8 protein-coding genes are annotated in these 12,000 nt (G+C 44.5%); 2 read left to right on the top strand and 6 right to left on the bottom strand.

The window, feature by feature from the left end:
* Positions 1 to 154 precede the first annotated feature (154 nt).
* From ABDD95_RS16060 to ABDD95_RS16040, 5 genes are all read right to left on the bottom strand, one after another.
* On the bottom strand, positions 155 to 814 hold the full coding sequence (locus tag ABDD95_RS16060; RefSeq protein WP_345948356.1) for a hypothetical protein: 660 nt from the start codon (positions 812 to 814) through the stop codon (positions 155 to 157).
* A 41-nt stretch (positions 815 to 855) separates the two neighbouring features.
* Entirely contained in the window at positions 856 to 2,268 is a 1,413-nt protein-coding gene (locus ABDD95_RS16055; RefSeq protein WP_345952112.1) for an HD domain-containing protein, read from the bottom strand.
* Between the two features lie 367 nt (positions 2,269 to 2,635).
* Entirely contained in the window at positions 2,636 to 3,910 is a 1,275-nt protein-coding gene (locus tag ABDD95_RS16050; RefSeq protein WP_345948355.1) for a pitrilysin family protein, read from the bottom strand.
* A 7-nt stretch (positions 3,911 to 3,917) separates the two neighbouring features.
* A complete protein-coding gene (locus ABDD95_RS16045) occupies positions 3,918 to 5,156 on the bottom strand; it encodes a pitrilysin family protein (protein WP_345948354.1) in 1,239 nt (412 codons plus the stop codon).
* A gap of 165 nt (positions 5,157 to 5,321) precedes the next feature.
* The gene (locus ABDD95_RS16040; protein WP_345948353.1) at positions 5,322 to 8,060 is read right to left on the bottom strand and encodes a family 78 glycoside hydrolase catalytic domain; all 2,739 of its coding nucleotides are present in this window, start codon (positions 8,058 to 8,060) and stop codon (positions 5,322 to 5,324) included.
* A 198-nt stretch (positions 8,061 to 8,258) separates the two neighbouring features.
* On the opposite strand from ABDD95_RS16040, the gene ABDD95_RS16035 reads away from it, so the two are divergent.
* Complete coding sequence (locus ABDD95_RS16035) at positions 8,259 to 8,828, top strand: hypothetical protein (protein ID WP_345948352.1); 570 nt, start codon at positions 8,259 to 8,261, stop codon at positions 8,826 to 8,828.
* On the opposite strand, the gene ABDD95_RS16030 is transcribed toward ABDD95_RS16035, so the two are convergent.
* Positions 8,825 to 9,178, bottom strand: coding sequence for a phosphoribosylpyrophosphate synthetase (locus tag ABDD95_RS16030; protein ID WP_345948351.1), 354 nt, complete (start codon positions 9,176 to 9,178; stop codon positions 8,825 to 8,827). The two genes, ABDD95_RS16035 and ABDD95_RS16030, sit on opposite strands and share 4 nt — an antisense overlap.
* Positions 9,179 to 9,523: 345 nt before the next feature.
* On the opposite strand from ABDD95_RS16030, the gene ABDD95_RS16025 reads away from it, so the two are divergent.
* The gene (locus ABDD95_RS16025) at positions 9,524 to 11,905 is read left to right on the top strand and encodes an ABC transporter permease (protein WP_345948350.1); all 2,382 of its coding nucleotides are present in this window, start codon (positions 9,524 to 9,526) and stop codon (positions 11,903 to 11,905) included.
* Positions 11,906 to 12,000: the final 95 nt, after the last annotated feature.

Genomic DNA, 12,000 nt, shown 5'->3' with positions numbered 1-12,000 from the left:
TAGTCATCAAGCTCTTTAGTTTGCTGTTGCTTTTTCATGTACACAGAGGAGGCAAAAGCCAAGCCTTACAAATCCCTGTCACACCATAATCATTCTCTTAAACAGAAAAAGCAGTTGCACAGCAACTGCTTTTGTATAAAAAAGTTAAAGTATGTTAATAATCGTCGCCACCACGGCCGCGGCTGCTGCTACGTTCGTCTTCGTCAAAACCTTCATTGTCCGAAAATTCGCTGCCAAACTCGTCTTCCTCGTCATTGCTTTCGGTTTCGTCATGCTCTTCTGCGTCTACACCCGTGTCAGTTACCTCGGTAAAATCTTCGGTTTCCTCAGGGTTGTATTCCATTTCGTTCAAAAAATCAAAATCTTCATTTACAGGTGCAACTGCAGTTGGGTTGTAAACGTTACCGAACTGCTTAGGTGCCTCGCCCGCGCTTTTTACCGTAGCAGGATAGGTAACACCTGGTGTTTCATCCAGGATTTTTACCAGCTCCACATGAAAATCAAAGGGACGGTCGAAGTTTGAGGTGTAATAAAATTTTTGATGCGGATCATCAATAAAGCTGCTCAGTTTTGAGTTCTCCATTAACGCAACTCCACGGTTTATCTTACGTTCGCTAGGTTTAAAAGCTATCTCTTCGCCCTTGGTCCATTGGTCGTTACTGATGTAAAAAGAAGACGAATAATCAGGGCTGTAACCGATAGACTGATGAATAGCCTGATGCAGGTCGGCAAAGGTATGAGTCGATTTAATATCAACTTCTCTGCTCACATCATCATAATCTTCGAAAGTTACCCTGAACCGGTATAGTGCCATTTTATAAGGTTAATTTTTGTGTGTTAATTTACTTCTTTAATTTAATTTGTGTTTTCCACAACTTTTAAGCCAATTTCCTGACCTTTTAAAATCGTAAACGCTAAAGCAGCCTCGTAAGTATTAGGTATGTCACCTTCCAGTATAGCTTCGCGAATCTGATTTTTAATAATACCCACCTCCCGGCCTTCTTTCAGGCCAAATAGTAGCATAATATCGTTCCCGGTTATAGGAGGTTGCCAGTTGCGCACTTTGTCGCGCTCTTCAACATCTTTTAATTTTTGCTGTACCAGCTCAAAATTTTGCCTGTACTTTTTTACTTTGTACTCATTTTTAGTGGTAATGTCTGCTTTGCATAACAACATCAGACATTCAATATCGTCACCTGCCTCAAATAACAGACGGCGCACGGCCGAATCCGTTACAATATCCTGTGTTAAAACGATAGGCCGCATGTGCAGCTGTACCAGTTTTTGCACAAATTTCATACGATCGTTAAGCGGCAGCTTTAACTGCGTAAACAGTTTAGGTACCATTCGGGCGCCGCGGTCTTCATGGCCATGAAAGGTCCAGCCGTGGCCCGGTTCAAAACGTTTGGTTGCCGGCTTGGCAATATCATGCAATATAGCCGACCACCGTAACCACAAATCATTAGTAGTGGCCGATATGTTGTCTAATACTTGCAGGGTATGGTAAAAATTATCCTTATGGCCCCGGCCGTTCACATAATCCACCCCATATAAGGCTGCCATTTGCGGAAAAATAAGTTTCAGCAAGCCGGTATCCATCAAATATTTAAACCCAACGGAGGGTAGGGGTGAGAGGATGATCTTATTCAGCTCATCGGTAATGCGCTCCTGCGATACAATATGTATGCGCTCTCTGTTCAGCTTAATAGCTTCAATGGCCTGCGCATCAATAACAAAGTTAAGCTGGGCGGCAAAGCGTATGGCACGCATCATACGCAGGGGGTCGTCCGAAAAGGTTTCTTCGGGGTTTAATGGTGTGCGAATAAGCTTTTTTTCCATATCCTGCATGCCGCCGAACGGATCTATCAAATTGCCAAATTCATCGCCGTGAAGGGCTATGGCCAGGGCGTTAATGGTAAAGTCGCGGCGCTTTTGGTCATCTTCCAGCGTGCCGTTTTCTACCACCGGTTTGCGCGACTGTGCACGGTATGATTCCTTACGCGCCCCAACAAACTCTACCTCTATATCCTGATACTTAAGCATGGCCGTGCCAAAGCTTTTAAAAACCGAAACTTTTACGTGCAGCTTTTTGGCCACCTGTTCGGCAAAGGCAATGCCGTTGCCTACCACCACAATATCAATATCTTTAGAGGGGCGGTGTAAAAAAATATCACGCACAAAACCGCCAATAGCATAGGCCTGTACCTGCTGCTCAGCCGCCAGTGCCGATATTACCGTAAATACAGGATGTTGCAAATGTTGTTTCATGGAGGGATTAGGAATGCCTTTAGCGCTTATTTTGGCCGCAAATGTACCAACTATATTGTAAATAAGCAGGCGTAAAGGTAAATGCATAATCCTGCCGTTGTTTGGTACTCATTCTCAACGCCAATAGTGTTGAGGCGGAGAGAATTCCTTACCATCTTAATTCAATTTATAACATTTGGTGATATTCCCCTTGGGGGTGATATGCGCTATTAACCAATGCTTAATACAAAGTTAACAAACTAACTCTTGCTTACAGATGGTTAGAACGGAGCAATGCAAAACTTTTATCATCAATAAAACAAGGGCTGCCTGGCAGCCCTTGTTTATTGATGATAAATCCGAATAGAAAATCTAATTTCTGATTCGCCTAATATTTACCTACAATCACTTTATAAAACTCATCGAAGTTCCAGTACTGGTTGGCCAGTTGGCGTAGTTCTTCGGCGGTAACGGTTTTAATGATATGGGTGTAATGGGTGTAGTACTCGTATGTTAAACCAGAGAAGTAGGCATTCTTGAATTTATCGGCGTGCGAGAAAACATTTTCCAGACTACCCAGCAACGAACCCAACATGTAGTTGCGCACGAGTGATAATTCACCCTCTGAGATTAGTTCTGTTTTTAACAGGTAAATTTCTTTCTCGATCTCGCTTACGGCACTACGGCAAACATCAGCGCCAACCTCGGTAGCAATAAAAAATGCGCCGCCATGTTTAAGCGATGATATGCCCGATCCAATACCATAGGTGTAACCCTTATCCTCACGAATGTTGTTCATTAACCTCGAACCAAAGTAACCACCCAGTACCGTGTTGAGCACCTGCAGAGCCGGAAAATCGGGGTGAGCACGGTTTACCATGGGTATGCCCATGCGTATGGCCGATTGCAGGGCATCTGGCTTTTCGGTAAAATAAAAGCGCTCAGTTTGTGGTGTTAATAGCGGTTGTGTAATGTCGGCTTGTTCGGCAGTGTTAGTCCAGCTGCCAAAGGCGCTTGTAATGCGCTGCAAGGTATCATCATCAACTTTGCCGGCCACAACCAGGGTACAATTGGCAGGCTGGTACATTTGCTTAAAATGGCTCAGCATATCGGCGCGTTGCAATTGCTGGTAATCGGCAGCTTCGGCACTTTGGCCATATATACTGTTCCCATAAACGGCTTTGTTAAAAGCGCGGCGGGCCAGTATATCGTTCTTTTGCAAGCTCACCTGCAGTTTTTGCTGTTGGTTACGTATAAAGGTATCCAGTTCTTTCTCAGGAAATTGGCTATCCGTTAAAACGTCCAATATAACGGGCAGCGTATGATCCAGGTGGCGGTTAAGGCTGTACAAAGTAAGGTTCGACTGATCGTACCCATACTCGGCCTGTAAAAATGCACCATAATAATCTATCTTATCGGCAATCTCGGCTGCGCTTAAAGTGCTTGTACCCTCGGTAAGCATGGTGTTTACTGCCATATTGAGCAGCGGTTTAGCTACATCAAAACGGAGGTTACCAAAAATCCACTCCATACGCACCAGTTCCTGGTCGCCCGAGTTAAACCAGTATACCTGGCAGCCGTTCGGCAGCACGGTATGGCCCGGCTCTATAAGATTAATATGATCGATGGCCTGAAATTCAGGCGCTGTTGTTCTGTTTAACATGAAGCTTTTATTTTTCGGCCAGGTAAATTAAGGTTGACGAGTTATCCTTACGGAAAACAGTTTTGGCCTGTTGCTGAATTTCATCGGCCGTTACAGCCAGATATTTCTCTGTCTCCTGGTTAAACAGGTCGGCATCGCCCAAAAGCTCAAAGTAAGCCAGGTTCATGGCTTTATCCAGCAGGGCCATCTCGGCAAATACCATCGTGCTTTCGGTTTTGTTCTTCACTTTGGTCAACTCATCTTCAGGGATGGGGGCATCACAAAGCTTGGTTAACTCGTCCCAAATGGCGGCCTCGGCCTGTTCGATGCTCACGTCTTCCAGCGGTTTGCCTTCTACCACCAGCATGCCTTTATCAAAGCTGCCGGTGAGGTAAGCATGTATCTCGCTAAACAATGGCTTTTCGCGTACCAGCGCACGGTGCAGGCGTGATGACTGCCCGCGTGAAAGAATGTCTGATATCAGATCCAGTGCAAAGTAATCGCCATCGGTACGTGCCGGCACCTGGAAAGCAATGTAAACATCGTTTAACGGTACCTTGGCAGTAACCACCTCGCGGCGTTCCTCATGCTGATTCGGCTCCTCGGGCAAGTTGCGGTAGTACTTTTGGCCTGCCGGAATAGAAGCAAACCATTTATCGGCCAGTTCTTTAACCTGCTCGGTAGTAACATCACCGCCTACTACCATAATGGCATTTTGGGGTGTGTAATGCTTTTTGAAGAAAGCTTTTACATCCTCAATCTTAGCGTGCTCAATATGCTCCAGGTTTTTACCAATGGTGGCCCATTGGTATGGATGCTTTTTGTAAACCAACGGGCGCAAGCGCAGCCAAACATCACCATAAGGCTGGTTTAGGTAGCGCTGCTTAAATTCTTCCATTACCACGTTACGCTGCACCTCCAGGCTTTTTTCGCTAAAAGCCAGGCTCAGCATGCGGTCGCTCTCCAGCCAAAAGGCTGTTTCAAGGTTGGCAGCCGGCAGGGTGATATAGTAATTGGTAATATCGTTGCTGGTGAAGGCATTGTTTTCGCCGCCCACACGCTGCAGGGGCTCGTCATATACCGGAATGTTTACAGAGCCGCCGAACATGAGATGCTCAAATAAGTGGGCAAATCCGGTTTGTTCGGGATTTTCATCGCGCGCGCCAACATCATATAAGATGTTAACCACTGCCATGGGTGTTGTATGATCTTCATGAACAATTACCCGCAGGCCATTGCTCAGTGTAAAGCGGTCGAATTTAACCATGTAGTTTCAGAACAAGTTTTTTATAGACCGGCAAATGTAAAGGTTTTCATTTCTAAATAGGAAATAGAAAATGCTGTATTGCTAACCTATGCCACTTTATGACACAGGCCGGATAACCATGATAATTTAAAATACACACGTAAACAATTGTTATCCACCGATATTTTACAGCGACCTGCTAAAGGTATGTATGCCCGATCCGTAAGTGCCTGCCAGTGTATAATCACCTTCATTAGTACCGGTTATGGCTTTTCCGTCAATCATTAACTGATTGCTGGTAGCACCACACTTAGGTATGTAAACTTTAGCAGAAACATTAACTGGCATTTTAACCGTCATGCTGAATTGTTTGTTATCGCGATTCCAACTGAGGATTATATTGCCTTTATCGGTCGGGAATGTTCCTTTAACAAATTTGAGCCGGTTATGAAAGTCAAGCGGTTTTACTTGTACCAGTTCGTGCTGTGGCTTAAGTGCTTTGAGGCCAAGCATGTACTCTTGCATCGCCAGCAAGCCAATAGCGCCCCAGGGGTGCGAAAGGCTTTCGTTGGCTACATCGGCATCCCAGGCTTCCCAAGTCATGGTGCCGCCCTTGGTAATGGTTTTTGCCCAACCGTCCCATGTGGGGTTGGTATACAAGTCGAGCATATGCTGCCCATCATTAGCTTGTCCAATAGCTTCAGGCAGGTAACGCAGGGTAACCATGCCCGATGCCATTTTACGTTCTTTAACGGCATCGAATACGGCTTGCTTATTCTGCTCGGGCACTATGCCCGTGGCATACGCATACATATTAGCCTGCTGCGAAATGTGCTTGCTTTGCGATAAATCGGCCATCAAACCGTCAATATAAACACCATTGGCATTCAATAACTTCGCATTTATGGCCTGTTTTATAGCGCTTGCATAACCAGTGTAAGTCGCCTGGTCATTGTTATTTCCGAGTGCCGCGGCTACCTTAGCCATAATGTCATAATCTATATACGCAAGGGCATCAATTACCGTGCGCGATTCAGTAGCCATATCATACCCGTAGCGCATAGTTTGAGGCCAGTCTATAATGCCGTATTTGTAAGCTCCGCCGCCACCGGCCAGGTTATGAATAAGGCCTGTGGTTGGGTTAGTGTAGGTATGTACGTAATCGGCCACTTTTTTAAGTTTGTCGTAGTTGGTTCTCAAAAATTCTTTGTTTCCGCTTTGCAGGTAGTAGTCCCATATCCAAATCAGGTATTCTTGTGTATAATCAGGAATGTCACGCTTGCCATCCACGTTGGGGTAAACGGCGTTGAGGCGACCATCGGGCCAGTACTGATCCTGCGAGTCTAAAAACTCAAGTAGTACGCGGTGATTCATGGCGCGCTCGCCCATGGTAGCCATAGCCGGCGGACCTTGGTAACTGCCATCGCCCAAAAAGGCGCCTTTTTCTCGGGTAGGGGTATCTACAAATCCTTCCTGCGCACCCTGCACCAACGAACGTAGCTGAAGGTTCCATACCTGGTTCAGCATATCATCCGATGATATGAACTGCGCCCGCGATGGATCGAGCTCAAAGTGCCGGGTAATGAACTGCACATTTTCTGTAGTTAACACGTTAGGCGAATTATCGACTTGGATATAGCGGTATGCCAAATAAACCATGGGCTGAAACAGGGCTTGCTTGCCGTTGAGCGTAAAGGAATAAGCCAGGTTGGTGCTTTGATTGCCTCTGCGTGTTGATGCATTGCCTTCATCATCCAGCAAGTAAGAGCCACGGATGTTGACCACATCGCCTGCCTTACCGCCCTGGAAATTGATAGACGGCATGCCTGCATATATCTTTCCTAAATCAATGAGGTACTTACCATTGCCCAAACTTTTTACCGATACGGGTTTAATCTTTTCTTCAATAACACGTGTAAGGTCTGCCCGTAGCGTATTTATCCACGGCTCAACCGGAGGAGCGCCAATTTCAACTGCGGCATCCCAGGCTGCATCATTATATGCAGCGGTGTTCCAGCCAGTAATAATGTTACGAGAGTCTATCTTATCCACAAAACCGTTACCCTCACCGTTGCGCGGCGGCTGACCAGCTGTCCAGTAAGCGGCTTGTTTTTGTTTCCAGGTGGCATCAGTACCGGTGGTTGTTTTGCTGCCATCGGCGTACTCGGTTACCATTTTAAGGATGAAGCCCCGGCTGCCGGTAGCACGGCCCTGGCCGCCCCCATACCAATGTGTTAAGGCTGCCAGGTTGTTGGCTTTGCCGCCTTTAATCAAATGTGTTACATCAAAAGCATTATAATAAGCGTATTGCGGGTAGTGGTTAGATGAACCTTTTGAAACCAGCTTTCTGTTTAAATACAGTTCGTAGTTATGGCAGGCCGCTACATAAACGATGGCCCTTTTAATGGGCTTAGCGCCAAGTTTTACGTTTTTGCGATAGTAGGTATAATCATCCTTATCGGTAGTGTTGCGCTTAACCCATTTGGCCCCGCTCCAGTCTGCAGTGGTAAACAAACCTGTATCAAAGTAAGATGCGGCCGAGTATGGGCCTGCAATGCCTGTTCTATCCCAGGTGCGTACTTTCCAGTAATACCGGGAGGCTGGTTTTAGCAACCTTTGGGGTAGCTCCACATAATTTTGCATAGCCGAAGGTACCTTGCCGCTATTCCATACGTCGGCATTACCACTGTTGAGGCTCTGCAGGCTGGATGCCACCACTATCTGGTAAGCCGACTGCACTTCGTTGTTGTCCACATCGTTCACGTACCAGCCAAAAAAGGGTTTGTTATCGGTGCCTGCGGGCTTTACCTTGTCGCAAGTGCGTAAATAGGAGGGAGCTCCCGGAGCTTTGGCGTAGCTCGTGGCAACATTTAAAACAAGCACAAGCGATAAAAGCCTGCATAGCAAGGTAGTAAGGTTTTTCATGTTCGGTTAATTGGTTAGCGGCCCATGTTGGGCAACTCATTATTGGTTTGCTATTATATTACATTATTTTGTAATTACTGTCTGTTAACCGTCCTGTGTAATAGGATTGTTAGATAGCATATTGTCGAAAACGTTGCAATACGCCACAAGATATTTAAACCGAAAAATTTATAGCTTTACATAGCTCTAAACCTATACATGACAGACCAACAAACATTACTGAAGCTATTATCGGCCCGAACGGCCAGTAATTGGGTAAACAAATTAGCTAAAGAGTTAGAAACGGAAGGCTTTGTATTTACCGATTTACTTAACTTAACGCTACACCCTGACGGTAAGATAGCTTTTCGTGCGGTGTGGCTGCTGGATACATTGGTAACTGGTAATTTAAGCCGCTATGCGCCGCACTTGGAAATGCTTGTTCAGTATGGCGTAAAGGCTACGCATCATAGCTGCCACAGACAGTATGCACGCATATATGTGTTTTTAACATCGGGCAAAGCACCCCAGGATGTGAAAATGATGATAGCGGCAACCGATATGGAACCGGTTGTGGAACGATGTTTCGACTGGTTGATAGATAAGAAAGCAAAAGTAGCCGTAAAAGCATTTGCAAGCGAAACACTGTATAATTTGCACGAGCGTTACGACTGGATTGCCGAAGAATTGCAAAGCCAGCTACATTATTTAATGCAAAACGGCAGCCCTGCCATACAGGCAAAGGGCCGCCGTTTGCTAAAAGCGTTGCAAAGTAACCGTATGGATTAAGACGCTGTTGGGCGATCTTCGCCGTGCAGTTTATCACTCACCTGGTGGTGGTGCAATTTAGCTTCGATAGCTGATGTGCTGGTGTTACCATAAGTACCGTAAGCATCAACCAATACCCCTTTAAGGTTATGTTTGGCCGATGATATGGCATACACAATGGCCATGTCAGATGGGTTGCTGGGACCTTCGAAGCGGTAAAACTCGTCTACTTCAAAGTCATCAGCATGCATATGTATGTCTCTTGATTTATCATCTATGGTTTCGCCATCATCTTCAAAGCTCAGATTGGCGTCGTATCCTCTTTGCATCAGGTCGTTAGTGGCATCCACTAAGGTCTCGTAATTTCTCATGGCAGTATCTGTTTAAGTTAAAGCGCAGCCAGTTGAATGCTGCTGTAGTTATAACCATTATGCAGGTAAAGTTGTTTTGAGAAAAGTAGCCCCTACCTATCATCCGCAAAAGGGAAACCGTTGGTACAGAAACTCTTTGATTTACTCTTGCTTAATAAGGGATGAGTATTTATTACTAAAATGGCAACAAGCTTTAATGTACATTACGTTGGTACAAAACCGGACGCAAGTGTTCAGAATCGCACACTTTAGGTATCTTTAATCGATTGATAATTAAACCTTTGTTTAAGTGGCTTAAATGTAGATGGATTTGAAACAGATACCTTTTATTGACTACCGACCGCTATGAATAGGATAGACCTTAAGATTGCATTTCGTACTTTTTTGAAAGGAAAGACTTTCTATTTCTTAAATATAGCCGGATTAGCTATTGGTTTAGCGGCTTTCATTTTTGTTAGCTTGTATGTAAACAACGAAACAAGTTATGACCAATGGAACAAGAACGTAGATCGCATCTATCTGGTGGAAAGGGAAATGCCCAACGGACCATCGCCTTATACGCCTGGTAAATTAGCAGCAGAAATAAAAAGCCAGTGCCCGGAAGTTGAAGAAACCGGCAGAATAAATACCGCTTTGTTTCAGATTCCTTTTTACACTTCATCGGGGAGGTTCCTGATCAAAAAATGGGTGGGTGCAGATTATTCCATTTCCACAATATTGGGTATAAAACCTAAAGGGTTTAAGTTAAATCCTCAAAATCAAAGCCCAACTATTTTACTCTCTAAGGAAACAGCTGCGGTGCTTTTCCCGGGCGATAAAATGGTTCAGAGTAAAACGATTAACATGATGTCGAGGTCGGGCACGCCCATGTCTGTTGCTGGAGTTGCTGACGATATTCCATGTAACACGAACTTAAAATTTGATTGTATCGGTTTTTCGTCAGATATTACTTCGGGCAAGGATCAAAGCTATGCAACACAAATTTATCAGACCTATTTGCTCGTTAAGCCTCATGCCGATATTGCCGCACTCTCAAGAAAAATTGACCAGATCTATAAAAAGGCTGCGCTAACTGATACCAGCCAGGTAGCCAGAGAAGCAATAAGCCGGTTCAACAGGCCTGCAATATATTTAGATGCTTTAGAAAACCTGCATTTAAAGCCACATTACGGTTCTCATGTTAACAACCAAATTGTCAACAGTCTGGCTGTTCTAGCAGTTATTATACTCATTGTAACTGCTGTTAATTTCACCAACCTTTATGTCTCTCAAGCCGATACACGCTCAAAAGAAGTAGGAATTAAAAAGGTAAATGGTGTGATTAAAAGGCACATAGCCCTGCAGTTTTTGCTGGAAATATTTATTCAATGCCTTGCAGCTTTGTTTATTGCATTCGGGCTGGTGTATATCGGGCTCCCGTATTTCAACAGGTTACTACAGGTCGAACTGCTGGTTTCAGGTATTAACTTTCCCATTTTGGTTCGGCTCTTCATTACTTTAATTGCGCTTACCTTATTAGCAGGTGTTTATCCGGCCTGGGTTATGGCCGGTTTTAAACCTGTAGAAGTATTGCGCGGCAACCAACTTGCAAAGCAAGGAAAGCTTTCCTGGATACGAACCGCAGTAACCGTACTTCAGTTCACTATTGCCATTACGTTTGTAATTACGCTGGTGGTTATTAATCAGCAGGTAACTTTTATGAAGACTGAAAGCCCAGGATTTACTGCTAAACAGGTATTATACATTGATAATTTGGCCCTATATAACAACCCTGAAACTTTCGAACCTGTGCGGAATAGGATCAAAGAAATTCCAGGTGTAAAAGAAGTCACCGTAGCAACGAATGTTCCGGGTGGCATATTGCCGGTTACACATGAATACGCAGTTCAGGGCAAACCCTATGCTTTAAATACCATTGGTGTAGATTACAATTACTTCGAAACCTTAAATATCAAATTAAAAGCCGGACACATTTTTAATTCCCCCATTCCAGGCGATTCTTTAAATGCAGTGATTAACGAATCTGCCGCCAAAGCAATGAATTTAAAGGAACCTGTTGGTGGTAGCATACAGGGTTGCGGAGCTTCATACAAAATAATTGGTATAGTAAAAGACATTAAATCTCAAGGGTTTGAGGAAAGTATTCAGCCTACCGTTTACTTAATGAACGATAACTGCGGATTGTCAAAAACGCAAATTATGATCAGTGCAGAGGCCAACCGGATTCCGGCAATTTTAAAAATCCTGGGTAAAAGATGGGTTGATATCAACAAGCTCGATGGCGACAATTTTAATTATCATTTCTTGGACGAGTTGTACGGACAGCTTTTTGTAAAGCAGGAGCAGTTACAAACCGTGTTGACCTTTTTTTCGGCTTTAGCAGTATTTATTGCCTCTCTTGGCTTCTTCTCATTGGCAGCGCAAGCTATCCGTGTACGTATGAAAGAAACAACTATCAGAAAAGTGCTTGGCGCTAATACACAGCAATTGATAATTAATTTAAGCAAGCCGTTTTTCTACATCGTATTACTTGCCAACTGCATAGCCTGGCCCATTGCCTTTATAGTTGGGCATAGGTGGTTAGAAACATTTGCCTATCGCGTTAGTATGAACATCTCTCCATTTTTAGCTGCGTTGTTCATCTCCGTTAGTATAGTACTGGTAACTGTTTGTTTGCAAATCAGTCAGGCTGTGCGGTTCAATCCGGCTGCCAAGCTGAAATCATAGTGATTTTGATCTGCGTATCAGCTATTAGAAACCGCTTACGAGCTAACTAGCCGTACCGATGCTGATTTTAGAGTAGTCGGACTCAAGCAATAAGT

It is taken from the genome of Mucilaginibacter sp. PAMB04274 (assembly GCF_039634385.2).
Classification (GTDB): Bacteria; Bacteroidota; Bacteroidia; order Sphingobacteriales; family Sphingobacteriaceae; genus Mucilaginibacter.
This window is presented reverse-complemented; position numbering and strand designations above follow the sequence as displayed.

Coding starts and splice junctions, on each gene's coding strand:
- ABDD95_RS16030 (WP_345948351.1), bottom strand. CDS start 9,178: ATGAGAAATTACGAGACCTTAGTGGATGCCACTAACGACCTGATGCAA.
- ABDD95_RS16045 (WP_345948354.1), bottom strand. CDS start 5,156: ATGGTTAAATTCGACCGCTTTACACTGAGCAATGGCCTGCGGGTAATT.
- ABDD95_RS16060 (WP_345948356.1), bottom strand. CDS start 814: ATGGCACTATACCGGTTCAGGGTAACTTTCGAAGATTATGATGATGTG.
- ABDD95_RS16025 (WP_345948350.1), top strand. CDS start 9,524: ATGAATAGGATAGACCTTAAGATTGCATTTCGTACTTTTTTGAAAGGA.
- ABDD95_RS16040 (WP_345948353.1), bottom strand. CDS start 8,060: ATGAAAAACCTTACTACCTTGCTATGCAGGCTTTTATCGCTTGTGCTT.
- ABDD95_RS16055 (WP_345952112.1), bottom strand. CDS start 2,268: ATGAAACAACATTTGCAACATCCTGTATTTACGGTAATATCGGCACTG.
- ABDD95_RS16035 (WP_345948352.1), top strand. CDS start 8,259: ATGACAGACCAACAAACATTACTGAAGCTATTATCGGCCCGAACGGCC.
- ABDD95_RS16050 (WP_345948355.1), bottom strand. CDS start 3,910: ATGTTAAACAGAACAACAGCGCCTGAATTTCAGGCCATCGATCATATT.